The sequence below is a fragment of the Acidobacteriota bacterium genome (assembly GCA_016195325.1).
Classification (GTDB): Bacteria; Acidobacteriota; Polarisedimenticolia; order JACPZX01; family JACPZX01; genus JACPZX01.
In genome coordinates, this window is the sequence record JACPZX010000116.1 from 1 (window position 1) to 17,946 (window position 17,946).

General features: G+C 68.3%; 13 protein-coding genes. 2 read left to right on the forward strand and 11 right to left on the reverse strand.

Annotated features, from left to right (window positions below; genetic code table 11):
* Positions 1–86: 86 nt before the first annotated feature.
* From HY049_19420 to HY049_19450, 7 genes are all read right to left on the reverse strand, one after another.
* Positions 87–644, reverse strand: coding sequence for a hypothetical protein (locus tag HY049_19420; GenBank protein ID MBI3451069.1), 558 nt, complete (start codon positions 642–644; stop codon positions 87–89).
* Positions 632–1,612 carry a hypothetical protein gene (locus tag HY049_19425; GenBank protein MBI3451070.1) on the reverse strand — a complete coding sequence of 327 codons (981 nt, stop codon included), beginning with the start codon at positions 1,610–1,612 and terminating at the stop codon, positions 632–634. Before HY049_19425 ends, HY049_19420 begins: the two co-directional genes overlap by 13 nt.
* A complete protein-coding gene (locus tag HY049_19430; protein ID MBI3451071.1) occupies positions 1,609–2,376 on the reverse strand; it encodes a zinc ribbon domain-containing protein in 768 nt (255 codons plus the stop codon). The genes HY049_19425 and HY049_19430 overlap by 4 nt, the downstream gene beginning before the upstream one ends.
* Before the next feature lie 14 nt (positions 2,377–2,390).
* Positions 2,391–3,983: a GAF domain-containing protein gene (locus tag HY049_19435; GenBank protein ID MBI3451072.1), complete on the reverse strand. Its 1,593-nt coding sequence runs from the start codon at positions 3,981–3,983 to the stop codon at positions 2,391–2,393.
* Positions 3,984–4,082: 99 nt separating this feature from the next.
* Positions 4,083–4,820, reverse strand: coding sequence for a LytTR family transcriptional regulator (locus tag HY049_19440; GenBank protein MBI3451073.1), 738 nt, complete (start codon positions 4,818–4,820; stop codon positions 4,083–4,085).
* Between the two features lie 17 nt (positions 4,821–4,837).
* Entirely contained in the window at positions 4,838–8,098 is a 3,261-nt protein-coding gene (locus tag HY049_19445) for a TonB-dependent receptor (protein MBI3451074.1), read from the reverse strand.
* Positions 8,099–8,349: 251 nt separating this feature from the next.
* Entirely contained in the window at positions 8,350–9,582 is a 1,233-nt protein-coding gene (locus HY049_19450) for an amidohydrolase family protein (GenBank protein MBI3451075.1), read from the reverse strand.
* A gap of 30 nt (positions 9,583–9,612) precedes the next feature.
* Here HY049_19450 and HY049_19455 point away from each other — a divergent pair, with 30 nt between their 5' ends.
* On the forward strand, positions 9,613–10,791 hold the full coding sequence (locus HY049_19455) for a deoxyhypusine synthase (GenBank protein ID MBI3451076.1): 1,179 nt from the start codon (positions 9,613–9,615) through the stop codon (positions 10,789–10,791).
* On the opposite strand, the gene HY049_19460 is transcribed toward HY049_19455, so the two are convergent.
* Together HY049_19460 and HY049_19465 are read right to left on the reverse strand one after the other, a co-directional pair.
* Positions 10,727–11,539, reverse strand: coding sequence for a hypothetical protein (locus HY049_19460; protein ID MBI3451077.1), 813 nt, complete (start codon positions 11,537–11,539; stop codon positions 10,727–10,729). The two genes, HY049_19455 and HY049_19460, sit on opposite strands and share 65 nt — an antisense overlap.
* A gap of 19 nt (positions 11,540–11,558) precedes the next feature.
* On the reverse strand, positions 11,559–12,764 hold the full coding sequence (locus HY049_19465) for a saccharopine dehydrogenase NADP-binding domain-containing protein (GenBank protein MBI3451078.1): 1,206 nt from the start codon (positions 12,762–12,764) through the stop codon (positions 11,559–11,561).
* 223 nt (positions 12,765–12,987) lie between these two features.
* Here HY049_19465 and HY049_19470 point away from each other — a divergent pair, with 223 nt between their 5' ends.
* Positions 12,988–14,292: a Glu/Leu/Phe/Val dehydrogenase gene (locus tag HY049_19470; GenBank protein MBI3451079.1), complete on the forward strand. Its 1,305-nt coding sequence runs from the start codon at positions 12,988–12,990 to the stop codon at positions 14,290–14,292.
* A 6-nt stretch (positions 14,293–14,298) separates the two neighbouring features.
* Here the strand turns inward: HY049_19470 and rpoD are convergent, their stop codons facing one another.
* Together rpoD and HY049_19480 are read right to left on the reverse strand one after the other, a co-directional pair.
* The gene (rpoD, locus tag HY049_19475) at positions 14,299–16,005 is read right to left on the reverse strand and encodes an RNA polymerase sigma factor RpoD (protein ID MBI3451080.1); all 1,707 of its coding nucleotides are present in this window, start codon (positions 16,003–16,005) and stop codon (positions 14,299–14,301) included.
* Positions 16,006–16,075: 70 nt separating this feature from the next.
* On the reverse strand, positions 16,076–17,839 hold the full coding sequence (locus HY049_19480; GenBank protein MBI3451081.1) for a DNA primase: 1,764 nt from the start codon (positions 17,837–17,839) through the stop codon (positions 16,076–16,078).
* Positions 17,840–17,946: the final 107 nt, after the last annotated feature.

The window sequence follows — 17,946 nt, forward strand, 5'->3', positions numbered from 1 at the left end:
CCCGCCTCCAACGCCTCGTTACGGTCACGACAGCGCCCGCTCAGGAGGGCACGCTCGATGATCGCCCACCTGGTGAGAAATGCGGGCTAGGTCGCCCCATCCAGGGACTTCCTCTGCTCCGTCATCCCCGAGATCGGATCCACCAGCGTGTCGCCGTTCACCCGGAACGGCATCGCGAGGATCGAGGGCGCCGAGAGACTCACGGCCTGCGGGCGCAGGTTGAGCTTCGCATCCGGGTCGAGTCGCCGCAGCGCCAAAAACCGCGCGAGCCCCGCGGCGGTCTCGATGCCGAGGGCCGGGGCGACGTCGAGCCGACCCGGACGCGTCGAGATCTCGCGCGCCTCTACCGTGAGCTTCGAGCCGTCGTCGTAGGGCGTCCCGATCTTCGAGATCGCGAATGCCATCACGTAGACCAGCGACCTGTCCCCGCCCCCCGCCGCCTCGAAGCGAATGAACGGAAGCCGCAGTGAATCACCACCCGATTCCACGACAGCCTCCAGCACCGGCAGCTGCTTCTTCTCCCCCGTCGCGAAGTCGCACCCGAGCGAGCACGGGTTGCACACCCCGAGCGGAATTCCGGGCGCGGCCAGAAGCCTCCCCGAGCACTGCGGACACGTCAGCGCCACCGCCTTCACGAGCCCCACCCTCTCCCCGGCCGGTACGTGGCCCTACGTCCGGCATTCTTGAGAAGCATCGACGCGAGCGCCTCGAGCGTCGTCTCCTTCGGGCGGTTGATCGGCTGCTGCCGGCGGACCGTCCCCTCGAGGATCAACTCGCGCCGGAACCTCAGGCGATCCCAGGCCGCCGCCAGCACCAGCAGAAGTCCACCCCCGACGACCGCCCCGACGTCCAGCCCATGGGTGACGATTCTGAGGAGCAGCCCCGGGTTTGCGAGAACGATCGCGAGGAGGACGCTGAAGAGAAAGGTGAACCCCACCCCCGAAAGGACACGGCGCCGCATGCTGGCCGGCGCAACTCCCCGAAGGACCTCCCCCGTCACCGCGTCGACCGCGACGTGATAGAGGCTCCGGCCGTACGAGAAGCGCGCGAACCAGATCGGGTAGTAGACGACGCGCACGCGTCGCTCGATCGTCACGGGCGATCCCATCACGGTCGGGAGCTTGATCGACCCGGGAGGCCGCTGCGCCTCGAGGACGACGCCCCGCGCCGCCAGCTCGGCGAGATCGAAGGGGGCCGAGGCGGTGCGCCGCACGCGATCGGGATCGATCCGATCGGCCTCGAGGTCCTTCCCGTCGTTCTCGAGGGAGATGGCGGTGAAGCGCGAGACGCCGAAGCGGCACCTCACCGGCGGGCGATCCTCCGACGCCTCGACGAGGAGGATGTCGTAGAAGGGGACGAAGATCAGCTCGATCCCGCGGCGCACGGCCGCCGACTTGAGATTGTCCGGCGCGCCGTCCCCGCCCAGGAAGTCCTCGACCGCGCGGCGGGCCCGCTCGACGTCGATGACGGGATCGATCGCCGAGGAGCCCGAGACCCCGGCCGCGGTGAGCGTGAGGGGGACATCGCAGTAGCGGCACGCGCGGATGTCGCCCGGGGCGAGCCGGCCCGCCGCACCGCCGCACGACGGGCACGAGATCGCCTGGAGGATCACGATTCCATCCAGCCGGCGAGCTTCATCCCCAGAGCGTAGAGGCCCCACGAGACGACGCCGAGGATCGCGAGGGACAGCAGCGGCGCCGCGCGAAGGAGGAAGAGGGCGATGAGGTTCAGCACGAGGCCGGAGGCGAGGAGGGCGGCGAAGGCGACGTCGATGCGGCTCTCGGCCGATCGGGGGACGGTGATCGGGTAGATCTGGCCCGACGACGCGTCGACCGCCGCCCGGTACGGCGCGCCGAAGAAGGTGTAGGAGAGGATCACGAGGGGGACGTGCACGAGGCGCGTGACGGCGTCGGCGGGCTGGGCGGCGGCGCGGGCGAGCGCCGCCTCGAGGGGGACCGACGCCTCGACGATCCGCGCCGTCTCGCCGTGCGGCCCCTTCGCCCGCTCGGCGGAGAAGATCTTCGCGTCACCCGGCGGGATCTGGATCCGATCGAGGCCGTCGAAGATCGCGCCGGCGCCGGGAACGATCTTGACGGCCCCCCGCGCCGTCACCTCCCACAGGGGGAAGAAGACGATCTCCGAGGCGACGGGGACGATCGGCCCCACGACCTCGCGGTTCTTGAGCCAGCGCGCGAGCGCCTGGAGGGCCTTCGCCGCGTCGATCCGGGGCTCGACGATGAGGTGGAGGACGGCCCCTGCGGGGTCGAGGAAGATGCGCGTTCCGCAGAAGGGGCACGAGAGGAAGTCCGTCTCCTCGACGGGATCGATGGGCGCCCCGCACTGCGGGCACTTCGGATGGGGGCTTGCAGTCGCCACGGCGCGCGATGATATCAGCGGGATGCGAGCGCGAACGAGCCTTCGGGCGCGGACGCGGTCGCGCCCGCCGACGGCGCGACGAGGGGAAGGCTCACGGCCACCGTCGTCCCCTCACCGGGCGCGCTCTCGAGGCGCACGCGCCCGCCGTGCGCCTCGACGACCCGCGAGGCGATCGCCATGCCGAGGCCGTTTCCGTTCTTCTTCCCGTGCGTGAAGAAGGGCTCGAAGACGCGGCGGCGGACCTCCTCGTTCATCCCGCGCCCCGTGTCGGCGACGCGGAGAACCGCGCACCCGTCCTCGGTCCCCGTCGAGATCGTGAGCAGACCCCCGTCGGGCATCGCCTCGACGGCGTTGTCGATGACGTTCCGGAGGACGCGCTCGAGCCGCGGCGCGTCGATCGATGCGATGAGGCCCGGCTTGATGTCGAGGTTGAGGCTCACCGACCGCGACTGGAGCGACTCGCGCATCGGCTCGATCGTCGCGGCGAGGAAAGCGGACAGATTCGCCGGAGAGGCCATCAGGTCGATGCCGCCGCGGCAGTAGTCGAGGATCTCCTGCGCCATTCCCGAGAGGCGATCCACCTCCGTCGTGATCATCGCGGTGAGGCGCGGGGTTCTCGGCGCGAGGGGCTCCTCGCCGATGAGCTGGGCGGCCGCCCGGATTCCGGCGAGCGGGCCCCGCAGGTCGTGCACGATCGACGAGACCATGCGGCCGACGGTGCTGACGCGCTCCGCGAGGAGCATCCGCTCGGTCAGGCGGGCATTCTCGATCGCGACCGAGGCGTGATCGGCCAGCGCCTCGAGGATCTCGGGGGAGTCCACGCTGAGGTCCGGCACACGCCCTTCGTAGTCCACGTAGATGATCCCGATGAGGGCTTCCGCCGCGAGGATCGGCGCGCAGAGGGCCGCCTTCAGCTTCAGCCGGACCAGCGACTGGCTGCCGGGACGCGCCTCCCCCGCCGCGTCCGCCATCGTGAAGACGGTCCGGCGCGTCGCGACGACCTCCTGGATGACGCCCCGGCTCGCGGGGAGGACGTCGGCGTCGAGGGCGGCGCGAGCGATGTTGCGCGAGACCCGCGCGCGCAGGGAGCCGTCGGGCTCGGCGAGCATCAGGAATCCCCTGTCGGCCCGGGTCACGTCCATCACGGCGTCCATCACCCTGTCGAGAACCTGGTCGAGGACCAGCGACGAGTTGATGGCCCGGCTCGCCGCCAGGAGCGACTTCAGCGCCCGCCCCTGGCGGTCCTCGCTCCGCTCTCCCTCGACGAGGAAGTGCGCCTCGTACGGACAGTCGGGGCCGAACGAGATGACGTCCCCGTGCCCGAGCTCCGACGTGGTGATTCGCTTGCGGTTCAGGAAGGTGCCGGCCCCTCCGCTCGCGTCGGTGAGCTGGTAGCGGGGGCCGTCCCGGAGGATGATGACGTGACAGGGCGCCATCGTCGCGTGATCGACGCGGAGATCGCTTCCCGCGTCCCGCCCGATTCGGAGAAGGCTCTTCTGGAAGAGAATCGTCTTCTCGAACCCCTGGGCGTCGCGGACGCGCAGGCGCACCGGGGGACGGCGCGTCGGGCCGGGTTCGATCTCGGGGGGCGGATTGGGCTCTGGCATCGTGGGGGCCGATGGCCCCGAATATCGGGCGCCGGGCGCCGGCCCGCAAGACGAGACAGATCAGACGCTCCCGAGAATCCCGAGACCCCGGCGGGACGATCAGGCGCGGAGGGTGCGGGCCGAGGCCAGGAGCGGGAACTTGCGCCTGTTACCGCGGCTCATCTCGAGAGTGGTCCCGTCCCCGAGAACCAGCTCGAAGCGCCCGTTGGCGACGGAGCGGCACTCCCGGATCCGCTCCAGGTTCACGATGCGGCAGCGGTGGATGCGGGTGAACCGCCTGGGATCGAGCGTGGCCTCGATCTCGTTGATCGTGCCTCGCACGACGTGCGCGGCCCCTCCGGCGTGAACGTGGACGTAGTTCGCCGCCGACTCGATCCAGTCGATCTCCTCGATGCGGAGGACCGAGCGCGCGCCGCGGGTGCGGATCGCGAGGCGCTCGGCGTAGGCGGGCTGACGGCGCGCCTCCTCGAGAAACGCGGCGATGCGCTTTCGGCGGTCGGCCGGAGACTCCGCCGCGAGCCTCTCGTGCGCGGTTCTCAGGATCGACCGGACGCCGCTCGGGGTCAGCGGCGAGAAGGCGTACCGGACGCCGTACCGGTCGCACGCCCGGATCAGCCGCGGGTCCTTCTCAGGCAGGAGCGCGAGGTCCGGGGCGCCCGAGGCCGTGATGGTCGCCGCGGTCTGCCACGCCGTGGTGTCGTCCCTCCGCACCTCGGCGAAGACGAGGTCGGCGGCCTGCGCTCCGCCGACCATCTCCACCTGCGACTCCCGACGCAGGATCATCTCGAGATCCGCCCTGGCCACCGGCGCGCCGGCCAGGCAAACCTTGAGGCTCATCACGGGCTCGCCCCCGATCAGAAGTTGAAGCTGGTCCCGATCTCCCAGAATCGCCCGAACCGACGGAGGCCCAGCGGCCCCGGCCCGAGCTCCAGTCCGTTGAACGACGAGATGCGATAGGAGGACAGTGTCTCGTCGTCCATGTTGAGCACGTTCTTCACGGCGAACTGCGCCGACGCCTGGACCTTGCCGATGTGGAAGCGCTTCGTGATCTGCGTGTCGATGTTCCAGAAGTTTCCGTTGCGCTGGTCGTTGCGGCGCCCCGTCGGAAAGAAGACGCGCTGATTCACGTTCCCGATGTTGTCCTCGTCGAGCACCTGCGAGAGCACCGAGTACGGGGTGCCCCCCTCCCACGTCAGAGTCGTCCCGACTTCGACGTCCTTCGGAAGGTGCGACGTCGCGATGACGACCACCCGGTGGCGCTGGTCGAAGGCGAGGTATCCCTTCTCCTTGTCGATCGTGGCCGGATCGTTGCCGAGCGGGGACTGGAACGCCTCGGCGTTCCCCTTCGAGATGGAGTACGTGTAGCTCGCGTTCATCTGCCAGTTCCGGTGCAGCCTCTTGACGACCTCGAGCGCGACCGAGTGGAACTGGGAGGCGTTCGAGTTCCCGATGCGCAGCACCTGGTTGAAGTTCTGGTTCACGTTGTAGAGGTCGGGCGCGGTGTTCGGGGCCTTGACGCCGAGCGATCCGAAGAGATCGTCGCTGAGGACGACCCTCTGCTTGCCGTTGGGGAGAATCTTCGTGTACAGCGGGCAGATGGTCTGCGGCGAGATGCCGAAGAGCGAGCCGTACTGCGCGCAGAGGGCGTGGTTGATGTCGGTGTCCTGGACGAGATCCCAGCCGAGGCGCTGCGTGTAGGTCACCTTCGCCGACCACTCGGGCGCGAGCTCCCGCTCGAAGCCCATGGAGAAGGTGTCGGTGAAGGGAGTCTTCAGGCCTCGATCGACCTGGGTCACCGAGACCGCGGACGTTCGCTCCGAGACCGTGTCCTCCTTCAGCACGTGGGCGCTCGGATCGGGCTGGAAGGTGAAGTTCACGGTGTCGGGGCCGATCTCCGGAATCACGGTGGACAGGAAGAGCCGGTCATAGAATCGTCCCCACGTGCCGAAGACCTTGGTCTTCCCGTCGGCCATCGGATCCCACGAGACGCTCAGCCGCGGCGACATGTTGAGGTTCCTGATCTCGAAGTTCTCCGGGAGACGATCGGGAAACGTCGTGTAGGGGTTGGTCCACACCGGACCGTCCTTGCCGCTGTCGAACGTCCCGTCGAGATCGACGTCGAACTTGCGGAGCGACTCGGGCGTGGCGGCGTCCATCGTGTAACGGAGAGGCGCACTCGGCTCGAAGTTGGAGTTCAGCACGCAGCTGGCGCCGCTGTTGGACGCTCCGCCCAGGGCGTACACGCGCTGCGCGTCGGCGCAGAGCGAGTTCACGATGTTGATCGACTTCTTCCTCTCGGTCCTGGGATTGAACGCCGTGAACCCCGAGGAGTTGATGTCCTCCCTGTCGAACCGCATGCCGAGCTGGACGGAGAGGTTCTGCTTGGGCTTCCAGGTGTCGGTGAGGTACGCAGCCGAGTTGAAGCTCGTGGCGCGCTGGTCAACCACGGTCGGCTGGGAGACGGTGAGGGTCTGGACTCCCTTGACGGCGTTCGGAATGGGCTGGCCGTTCTGATCCCGGCACTCGGGGCAGGCCTGCAGCAAGTCCGTCAGGACCGGGTTGGTGATCGGGCTGTCCGCGAAGGACTCCTCGGCGAACTCGAACCCGGACTTGATCTGGTGCTCGCCCCAGGCGTCCTCGATCGTGTAGCTCAGATCGGTCTTGATCGAGTCGCGCTTTCGCGAGTCGTCGGTGCGCACCGGGAACGGCCCCGTCGTCGTCCCGTTCAGCAGGTCGATCTGGAAGATGGAAAGCCTTCCCTGGCTCGGGTCGCAGTTCTGAATGAAGCCGCCTCCGGGAACGGAGCACTGCTTCACCGGATAGAGTGCCTGGAGAGACAGGCTGTTTCCCTGCCGGTTCACGATCGTCGAGACGTCGGAGATCTTGAACAGATTCGACACGGGCACGATGGCAATGCCCGAATCGAAATGGGTGAAGAGCGTCTCGAGGAGCAGCGTCGGTGAGATGATCGACGTCCACCGCAGCTGCGGCGTGCGCGCCCCCTGAATGAAGGTCGCGTCCGAATCCGCGTCGACTCCGAACCCAAGGAAGCCCCCGCGAAACGTTCGGGGGTCGTCGTTGTACTGCGCGGCCAGCTTGTTGTCGGAGTTGACCTGCCACGTGATCTTGCCGAAGGCGTTGTGGCCGACATTCGAGGTCTCGAAGCTCGAGCCTCCGAGGCTGACCGCGTTCGCCTGATTGATGAACTCGATCGTCGCGAAGTACCAGACCTTGTCTTTCTTGAGCGCCCCGCCGCCAGTGATGAACGGCGAGAGCCGGCGCAGGTCGCCCTGCGGCTGGTTTCTCGTGAATTGCGTGTCGTTGTTCGCGGTGGCGCCGTTGCCGTTCAGAAACCGCCCCTGCCAGAAGAGCTTGAAGGATCCCTCGAAGTCGTTGCCGCCCGACTTGGTGATGATGTTCGCGAACCCGCCGTCGGCCCGGCCGAACTCGGCGCTCGCCCCGGAGGTGATGACCTCGATCTCCTCGACCGCGTCCAGGTTCAGGTTCTGGCCGAAGGTCCCGGAGACCGGATCGGTGATGTTCCCGCCGTCGAGGCGGATCTGGAGTCCGGTGGCCCGGGCCCCCTGGACGTTGGGATTCCCGTCCCCGTCGGTGTCGGTGACGCCCGGCGTGAGGGTCAGGATGTCCTGGAAGTTGTGGCCGATGATCGGGAGCCCCTCGATGAACTCGGTGTTGAAGTTGCTCGCCGTCTTCGTGCTCTCGGTGTCGACGATGGTCCCGTGCGCGACGACCTCGACTTTCGTGGTCAGCTCCTCCGCGGAGCGGAGGGTGACGTTCTGCACGGTCGTCTTGCCAGGATCGAGGTCGATGGGGCCCAGCTCGAGCGGCGCGAAGCTGGGGTACGCCACTCCGATCGTGTAGTCGTTGGCTGGAGGGAGAAGCTGGAACTTGTAGTGCCCCTCGATGTCGGTCATGACCGTCTTCTTCGCGTCGCCGTGCGTCTTGCTCATGACGGTGACCGGCACGCCCGGCAATCCCGTTCCATCCGTATCGACGATCTGTCCCTTGAGCGTCGCGGTCGTCGCCTGAGCGAAGACGGCGCTCGTGAAGACGGCGACGACCGCCAGGGCCAGGGCACACTTCTCCTTAGTCACGTTTCACTCCTCCCTGCCAGCTCCCGGCCCCGGGAGAACCCCGGTGGGTCTGCCGACTTTCCCCAACTACGCGACCTAAGACACCGTCAGCGAGAGCTTGGTTGACAGTCGGGCTCGGAGAACTCGATCGAAGCAGGTTCGAGTGGCGCGATGACGAGGGAATCGGCGGATCGCGAATGGCGGCGGCCGTCCCGCCCTGAATTCGGGGACGAATGCCCGGAGCGCGTCGTCTCCCGAACCGCTTCCCGCCCTTAGTTCTCCTCGTCGGGCCCCGGCAGGTACTCGACCCCGCCCTTGAAGATGCGCAGAACGCGATCCGCGTTCCGGATCTCCTTGAGAGGATCGCCCGCCACGACGAGGAGGTCGGCGTACGCCCCCGCCTCGATGGTGCCGACCAGTCCCTGGAAGCCGAGCGCGCGGCCGGCGTTCCCCGTGGCGGCCAGAAGCGCCGATTTCGGCGACAGTCCCGCGGCCACGAGCCGCTCCATCTCCTGGTGCAGGCTGACTCCCGGCGCGAGGCCGCGCGTCGGCACGTCGGTCCCCGCGACGACCCTCCCCCCCGCCGCGGCGAAGCGCCGGATGAACTCCTCGCGCCGCGCGACGCGGCTCGCGGCGTAGGTCCGGTCGAGGACGACCAGCGTCGGGTCGGCGAACGCCCCGAGCTCGACCATCTTCGCGAGAACCCGATCGACGGCCTCCGGATCGTCGAAGGGGATTCCGGTGAGGTGCTCGACGCTCCGGGCCCCCGCGCCGAGGGCCGCGAGCGCGTCGTAGCTCCCCGTCTCTCCGCCGTTGTCGAAGGCGAGCGGCAGGCCCGCGTCGGCCGCCGCGGCGCCCAACGCCTGCAGGCACGCGGGGGACATCTCCGTCTTCACCTTCACGACATCGGCCCCCGCGTCGAGAAGGCGCTGGACCGTCGCGGGCGCGTCCGAGGGCGCGTGCATCACCTCGAAGAGAGCGAGATCCGCAGGCGGGTACATCTCGGGCTTGAGCGGCGGCTCGCTCACGACGAAGAGCCCGCAGTGGAAGATCCGCGGCCCCGGGCGCGCGCCGGCGTCGACGGCCTGCTTGAGCGCGATGATCTCCTCGAGCGGCACGTCCCCGAGGTGCCGCACCGACGTGACGCCGTGATCGAGGAACGCCCGGAGGTCGACCTCGGCGCGCAGGTGCACGTGCATGTCGATGAGCCCCGGGATCACCGTGAGATCGGTCGCGTCCACCGGAACGGCGCCGGCCGGGATCCGGATCTGGCGTCTCGGCCCGGCGGCGACGATTCGATCGCCGACGATGATCACGGCGCTGTCGGGGACGGGATCCGCGCCCGTTCCGTCGATGAGCGTGCCCCCGACGACGGCGAGGATGGCGGGCTCGGGCGCTTCGCCCGCGGAGGCGGGCGTGATGGTCACCGCGCTGAGCGCGATCGAGAGGAGGAGGGCGCGGAAGCCAGGTCCTTGGGGGCGCACGGCCCGGGGAATGTAGACCACCCCCGCACCTTGTGCTAAAACGACGCGACGATGAAGCATCACGCCAAGGGAAAGATCGAGATACGTCCCCTGCAGCCCCGCGCCGGCGTCGCCGATCTGATCGACGATCACTTCAACGCCTACAATGCCGCCCGCGTGCAGGAGATCTGCCATCTCATGCACCTTAAGGTCATGAAGCCGCGCGTCACCGTGGGCCTCTCGCTCAGCGGCGCGCTCATCCCGGCGGGCCTCGGCTCGATCCTCATCCCGCTCATCGAGAAGGGCTTCATCGACTACATCGTCTCGACCGGCGCGAACCTCTACCACGATCTCCACTTCGGCCTGGGGTTCGACCTGTGGCGATCGACGCCGTTTCTCGACGACGTCGAGCTGCACCGCAAGCGCCTCATCCGGATCTACGACATCATCTTCGATCTCGACGTGCTGCTGAAGTCGGACAGCTTCCTCTTCAAGCTCGTCGGCGCCCCCGAGTTCCAGAAGAAGATGGCGACCTCGGAGCTCCATCACCTCATCGGCCGCTACGTCGACGCGATGGAGCGGAAGACCCGCCGCCGCGGGACGACCCTCCTCGGCGCCGCGTACCGGTGCGGCGTCCCGATCTACACCTCGTCGCCCGGCGACAGCACGATCGGGATGAACCTCGCGGCCCGGACCCTCACCGGCAACAGGCTGGAGATCGACGTCGCGCTCGACGTGAACGAGTCGGCGGCGATGGTCTACGAGGCGAAGCGGCGCGGCGAGAGCGCCGTGATGATCCTCGGCGGGGGGAGCCCCAAGAACTTCCTGCTGCAGACCGAGCCGCAGCTCCAGGAGGTGCTCGGGCTCGACGTGACGGGGCACGACTACTTCGTGCAGATCACCGACGCGCGCCCCGACACCGGCGGGCTCTCGGGGGCGACTCCCGGCGAGGCGGTCTCGTGGGGAAAGATCAATCCCGACACGCTGCCGGACTGCGTCGTCTGCTACGCCGACTCGACGATCGCCTTCCCTCTCGTCGCGGCGTACGTGCTGACCCGCTGCCGGACGCGCCCCCTGAAGCGGCTCTACGACAGGAGGGAGAAGCTCCTCGCGCGGATGACGGCCGACTTCCTCCGCGCGCGCGGGAAGGGGAAGAGGAGCGCGCGCGGTACGATTGGAACCGAGGCTAGGGCTTCTTCGTCAGGTCGACCTTCGCCGTCTTCGAGAAGACATCGTCCGGGAGCTCATTGAAAACGGCCAGATCCTTGAAGAGGATCTTCGTCTTGCCGTCGGCCGACACCTTCTCGTTCGAGAGCATCACGTTGCCGTACTTCTGCCAGTTGACCCACTTCCACGTGGTCGGGTCGCCCGTCCCGGGCTTCCCCTGGTCGTCCTGGAGAACGTAGGCCCACTTGTCCATGTGGTGGGTCTGCCGGTTCACGAACGCCCAGTAGCGATCCTTCGGTGTCAGGCCGACGTCGTCGAACGTGAGAAGGACCTTGTCGTACATGGCCGAGCCGTCCTTCACCTCGCCGTCGTACTTGAGGTGGACCCCCGAGTCCTTCATCTTATAGGGCATGAGCAGCCAGTAGGTGTCGTTGATCCACATCTCGTACGCGTTCTCGAGGTAGTTCTTCGCGTCGTTCTCGAAGAGAGCCTGGTCGCCGACCGAGCAGACCCCCTCCTTCGAGTCGAGGTACTCGACGCAGACGATGCTCTTCCCGTCCTTGGACGTCCATTCGACGTGGATTCGGTTCCTGACCCTGTCCCAGAAGTGGGTCCGGGAAGCCCTGAGCGCTCCGTCCTTCTCGACCGCGAAGGTGAACCTCAGGTACCTGGCCGACGCCCATCCCTCATCGCCGCCCCCTGACTTCATCACGGCGTCGGCGACCGCCACGGCCTTCGGATCCCTGTCCTGCGCGTGCGCGGGCAGGGGCGCGAGGGCGAGAACGCCGAGCGCCACAACCCGTGCGACGTACTTCAACGAGCGTATGGTCATGACACTCCCCGTCGAGCGGCTACCGCGCCGCCTCTTCGATGACTTCCGTCTGCTGGATGTCGATCCGCCGCTCGGCGAGCGCCCTCAGGAACGGCGCCGGCGGGATCGCCGTCTCGAGGGGAAGCGCCCCTCGTCCCGTCACGTCTCCGCGGGCGATCATCTGCGCCACGACGGAGACGGGATACGCCGTCGTCCGCATCATGGCGGTGATCCCGTGGATCTCGTCCATGGAATCGATCAGCTCGTACGCGCGCGTCACCCGCTTGCCCCCCCGCGTCCCCTTCACCGTCACGCGCAGCACGACGAGGTCCGTGTCCCCCGGGAAGTCGAGGGCGCGCGTGAGGGCCGCCGCCGTCGCCTCGCGCGGGCGGATGCGCACTTTGCCGCCGTCCTCCGCCGGGACCTCGACGGGATCGAGCGAGAAGAGACCGCAGGCCGCCATCGAGCGGATCATTTCGGCGTGGCCCGGGTAGCGCACCGTCTTGTACGTGAGCTCCCGGAGCTTCCCCTCGAACGTCCACGGCAGCGTCGAAGTGCCCCCGGCCGTGACGAACGCCTCGCACCGACCGATCGGCCCCGGGAAGTCGATCGTCTCGAGCTCCGACAGCGCGGCCACCGCCGTCCGGCGGCCCTCTCGAAGGTAGGTTGCCTCGCCCACGTATTCGTTGATGAGTCCGTACGCGGAGAAGACCAGCTTGTAATTGAGGGGAGGCCTCGGCTGCTTCGGCAACCCGCCGACCCGGATGTGGGCCTCCGTCGCGCGATCGAGCGAGGCGATGCCGTCGGCGACGAGGATGTTCCCGAGGCCCGGTGCGAGCCCGCAGTCGGGGATGAGGCTGACGCCGGCGGCGAGCGCCTCCGCGTGGAGCGAGAGCTCCTCGCGGACCACATCGGTGTTCCCCCCCATGTCGCAGAAGGAGGCCCCGGCCCGCAGCGCGGTCCTCGCGAGACCGACGTTCAGGAAATAGGGGACGGCGCTGACCGCGACGTCGAAGCCGTGGAGAGCGCGCGCCATCGCGTCGCCGTCGGCGACGTCGACCAGGATGGACGTGATGGCGGGGGATTTCCCCGCCTCGCGCGCGCCGGCCTCGACGCGGCGGCGCGTCGCGTCGAGCCGATCCTCCTGCTGATCGAGGAGCCGGACCTCGCCGACCCCCGCCGACCTCGCCAGATCGAACGCGCAGGCCGATCCCTGCATTCCCGCGCCGATCACGGCGATTTTCATGCGCGTCCCACCCCGAAGTTCATGAAGGCGGGCACTTTAAACCAATGACCCGGAGGAACTCAAGGCCGGCCGCCGGCGCGGTCCGGTTCGACCCTCCGGTTTGTGCCCGGTTTGGAGTCGCCCTATAATACGCCGACTTTCACACCCCCGGATACGCAGCCTTCCTGATCCTTCCCGGCTGTCGATCCACGACCACCGGGACCCGTGGAGGAATTCCGCGTTCATGGCCAAGAGTTCGCCCGATTCCACCGCACACCGCGAGGAACACCTGCTGTCGTCCTATCAGTCGGTGCAGGCGCAGTTCAACAGCGCCGCCGAGGCGATGGGCCTCGAGTCGGGCATCCGGGCCATCCTCCAGGAGCCGGCCAACGAGATCGTCGTCAACTTTCCCGTCGTGCTCGACTCGGGAGACACCCGGCTCTTTGCGGGATATCGCGTCCAGCACAACAACGTCCTCGGCCCGTACAAGGGCGGCATCCGCTTCCATCCGAGCGTGAGCCTCGACGAGATCAAGGCCCTCGCGGCGCTGATGACCTGGAAGTGCGCCGTCGTCAACATTCCGTTCGGCGGCGCGAAGGGGGGCGTCAGCATGGACCCGCGCGAGTTCACGCGCGGTGAGCTCGAGAGGATCACGCGCCGCTTCACGTATTCTCTCCAGAACTTCATCGGCCCCGAGCGCGACATCCCGGCTCCCGACGTCAACACGAACTCCCAGACGATGTCGTGGATGATGGACACGTACATCATGGGATGCGACGTGAAGGATCGCGGGGCGATGAAGCACGTGGTGACGGGAAAGCCAATCGAGATCGGCGGGAGCCACGGTCGCGACACCGCCGTCGGCCAGAGCATCGTCTACGCCCTCGAGGAGTACCTCAAGACCGCCGAGTGGAAGCAGGGGCTCGACGCCTCCACCGTGACCATCCAGGGGTACGGCAACGTCGGATCCGCGGCCGGCGTGCTGCTCCAGGAGAAGGGAGCGAAGCTCCTCGCGGTCAGCGACCACAGCGGCAGCGTCCACAACGAGTCGGGGATCGACGCCGTGGATCTGCGCGACTACGTGAGGGCGCGCGGCGGCATCGCCGGGTACAAGAAGGCCCAGCCCATCACCCGCGAGGAGTTCTGGCGCGTGAAGGCCGACATCGTGATCCCGGCCGCCCTCGAGAACCAGATCACCATGGAGAACGCCGACGCCATCCAGGCGCAGGTAATCGTCGAAGGGGCGAACAACCCCGTCTCCCCTTCCGCCGAGGCGCGGCTTCGCGAGCGCGGCATCCCGATCATCCCCGACATCCTCGCGAACGCCGGGGGGGTGACGGTCTCCTACTTCGAGTGGGTGCAGAACAAGAACTCGCAGATCTGGCGGCTGGCGAAGGTGCTCAAGGAGCTCGAGTTCCACATCAAGACAAATCTCAGGCACATCCTCAAGAAGGCCTCGAAGCAGAAGATGGACATGCGGACCGCCGCCTACACCCTGGCCCTCGAGCGCATCGCCGCGGTCTACCGCCTGCGCGGCATCTTCCCCTGAAGGCCGCTAGGTTCCCGACGCGTCGAAGAACGCGCGGAGCTTCCGGCTCCGCGAAGGATGGCGGAGCTTGCGAAGGGCCTTCGATTCGATCTGCCGGATCCTCTCGCGCGTGACGCCGAAGGCCAGGCCCACCTCCTCGAGCGTCATCTCGACGCCGTCCTCGAGGCCGAAGCGCATCGCGATCACCTTGTCCTCGCGGGGGGAGAGCCCCTTCAGCAGCTCGTACGTCTTGTCGCGGAGGTTCGACATGACGAGCGCCGCCTCGGGCGACGGCACGGCGCGGTCCTCGATGAACTCGCCGAGATGCGAGCCCTCCTCCTCGCCGATCGGCGTCTCGAGCGAGATCGGCTCCGCCGCGACCTTCAGCACGCGCTGAATCTTCGCCGCCGAGATCTCCATCTTCACGGCGATCTCCTCGGGAGTCGGCTCCCGCCCGAGCTCCTGGACGAGGCTGCGCGCGGTCTTCACGAGCTTGTTGAGCGTCTCGATCATGTGGACGGGAATCCGGATCGTCCGACCCTGATCGGCGATCGCGCGCGTGACGGCCTGCCGGATCCACCAGGTCGCGTACGTCGAGAACTTGTAGCCGCGCCGGTAGTCGAACTTGTCGACCGCCTTCATCAGCCCGAGGTTCCCCTCCTGGATCAGATCGAGGAGCTGGAGCCCCCGGTTGGTGTACTTCTTCGCGATGGAAACCACGAGCCTCAGGTTGGCCTCGACCATGCCGTCGCGCGCCCTCTGGGCCGCGCGATCGCCCCTCACCACGCTCAGGGCGGCCGCGTGGAGCGACGCGCCCGGGGCCTCGAACCACTCCTCGATCACCCTGCGCGCGAGCGACTGGTCCACGAGGCGCCGCTTGAGCGCGCGCTGCGCCTCGCGATCGCGCAGGCGGGGCGCGCGCCGGCGACTCTCGGCCTCGGCCTCCTCGAGAGAGTGGAGCTTCTCTGCGGCCTGCAGGACGCCCCGCGCGAAGGTGCGGATCTGGGCGTCGCTCAGCTGGACGCGCCTCACCGTCTGGCCGAGCGAGACGCGGGCGCGCGCCAGCTTGTAACTCGCGCGGCGCCACGCCGCTCCCCTCGGCTTCAGGCGCGCGACGTACCCCCTCTGCTTTCGGATCGCGGCGAGCTGTTTTTCGATGCGGGGGGTCGCCGTCAGGATGGAGCGGACGCGCGATTCGATCGTCGCCTCGTCGTCGTCGTCCGCGACGAAGTATCCCGTCTCCGGGGTGGCCGCGGCACCGACCTTCAGCCGCGCCCCCAGCTCGGCGATGTGCTGGGCCACGGGCTCGCGGCGGGAGAGCACGCGGACCATCCGCGCCCGCCCGGCTTCCATCCGGCGCGCGAGCAGGACCTCGGTGTCCTTCGTGAGAAGGGGCACGGTGCCCATCTCTCTGAGGTAGATGCGAACCGGGTCGTTCGTCCTGTCGAGCGCCGCCAGCGCGGTTTCGGCCGATCCGGACTCCGGCTTGCTGGACCCTTCGCGCACGTCGGCGTCGTCAGTCGACGCGGCGTCGGTCGGCTCCTCGCGCTCGCCGTCGACGACCTCGATCCCGTGCTCGCCGAGCCGGAGAAAGATCTCGTCCATTTCCTCGGCGGACGTCACACCTTCGGGCTGGACGAGCCGTTCGAAGATCTCGTCGAAGGAGAGTCGAGATCCGCGCTCCTTGCCGAACTTGATCAGGTGCTCCAGCCCGTCGTTCTCCTCGGTCTCCACAGGCGACCCTCCCCTTCCAGTGCCCCCGCCACCGCGCGTTCGACGCCGGGCCCCGATCCCGGCGCGATGATCACGACATCGAATCGATCCGGCGGCTCAGCTCGATCTTCCGCCGGAGCAGCTCGTCGAGCCTCACCGGCTCCGACGTCTTTTCCATTTCCTTCTGAAGGACGTCCCTCTCCCGGATCAGCCGCGCCCGCCGAAGCGTCTCCAGGCAATGCGCCGCCTCTCCCTCGGCCGCCGGCGGGTCTCCCCTGAGGGCAATCCGGGCCAGGATCTCGCGCTCGCCGTCCGGCAGCGCGGCGGAGAGATCGGCGTACGTGATCTCGACCCCCGTCTGATGGAGCGAGGCGATCCGGTGGACGACGGCGGCGACGGCGGATCCATCGAGGTCGCCCGGCAGGATCTCCGCGAGGAGACGGGCGCGGGCGCCCTCGTTCTCGATGAGCGCGCGGACGAGCTTGGCCTCGACGTCCCTGACAGCCCCTGCGGCGCGCGCGGGCCCCGCCGCGACGGGGGCCGACGGGGGTTCTTTCGCGCCGCGGGCCATCACGTCGCGGATCTCGGCGAGGAGGAGCGCGTCGTCGACCTTCAGCCTCTCCGCGAGGAGCGCGACGTACCGCGATCGCTCGAGTCGGCTCGGCACGTGCGCGAGGATCGGGAGGATCTCGCGCGCCGCCGCGGCGAGGGAAGCGGGATCGCGGAGATCTCTCTCGCGGGAGACCGCGTCGACGAGGAAGTCGAAGCACGAGGGCGCGCTCGCCGCGAGGCGCCGGTACTCGTCGGGTGTCGCGGCGCGGAGGAAGGCGTCGGGGTCCTTTCCCGAAGGGAGCCTGAGGACCCGCACGGTGAAGCCGCGCTCGAGGAGCTTCTCGAGGCTCCGCCGCGCCGCGCTCTCGCCGGCGTTGTCGGTGTCGTAGTTGACGAGGATTCTGTCGGTGAACCGTCGCAGGAGCGAGGCCTGCTCGTCGGTGAAGGAGGTGCCGAGCGTCGCGACGCCGTGGCGCACGCCGGCCTGCACGAGCGCCGCCAGATCGAGGTATCCCTCGACGACGATGGCCTCTCCCGTCTCCTTGATCGCCTGCCGGGAGTGGGCGAGCCCGTAGAGGTTCTCGCGCTTGTTGTAGACGAGCGTCTCGGGGGAATTGAGGTACTTGGGCTCGCCGTCGCCGACGAGGCGCCCCCCGAACCCGAGGACGTCCCCCGAAAGGCTCTGGATCGGGAACATCACGCGGCCCCGGAACCGATCGTAGCTCCCGCTCCCGTCCTCGCGCCGCTGCACGAGCCCGGCCGCCATCAGGACATCGAGCCGGTGCCCCTGCTTCTGCAGCTCGTCGCGGAGAGTGTCCCATCGATCGGGGGCGTACCCGAGCGCCAGCATCTCGCGCGTCTCGAGCGTGACGCCGCGCTTCTCGAGGTAATTGCGGCCGGCATCTCCGTCGGGCCCGTGGAGGAGGGTTTCCCGGAAGAGTTTCGCGGCCGCGCGGCACGCGGCGAGCAGCGCCTCGCGCTCCGAGTGCTTCGGGCCGGTCTTCGGGTCAGGGACGGCGATGTTCGCCCGGCGGGCCAGGAGTCGGACCGCCTCCATGAAATCGACGCTCTCCCGGAGCATCACGAACTTGAACAGGTCGCCGCCGGCGCTGCAGCCGAAGCAGTAGAAGAGCTGCTTCGTCTCGTCCACGTAGAACGACGGGGTCTTCTCGTTGTGGAAGGGGCACAGCCCGCGGAACTTGCGGCCGGACTTCTTGAGCGGGACGGCTTCCGAGACCAGCGACACGAGATCGACGGACGACCTGACCTTGCCGACGAAATCGGATCCGCCAGGCGTGATCAAGTTCTCATCCCTCGGGCCGCTGCAGGGGAGGCCGCGCGCGGCCTCCCCTGCAGCGGCCCGAGGGATGAGAACTTGATCACGCCTGGCGGATCCGATTTCGTCGGCAA

Excerpts from the sequence above, each read along its gene's own strand:
- HY049_19435 (MBI3451072.1), bottom strand. The coding sequence starts at position 3,983 with ATGCCAGAGCCCAATCCGCCCCCCGAGATCGAACCCGGCCCGACGCGC.
- HY049_19440 (MBI3451073.1), bottom strand. The coding sequence starts at position 4,820 with ATGAGCCTCAAGGTTTGCCTGGCCGGCGCGCCGGTGGCCAGGGCGGAT.
- HY049_19455 (MBI3451076.1), top strand. The coding sequence starts at position 9,613 with ATGAAGCATCACGCCAAGGGAAAGATCGAGATACGTCCCCTGCAGCCC.
- HY049_19460 (MBI3451077.1), bottom strand. The coding sequence starts at position 11,539 with ATGACCATACGCTCGTTGAAGTACGTCGCACGGGTTGTGGCGCTCGGC.
- HY049_19465 (MBI3451078.1), bottom strand. The coding sequence starts at position 12,764 with ATGAAAATCGCCGTGATCGGCGCGGGAATGCAGGGATCGGCCTGCGCG.
- HY049_19470 (MBI3451079.1), top strand. The coding sequence starts at position 12,988 with ATGGCCAAGAGTTCGCCCGATTCCACCGCACACCGCGAGGAACACCTG.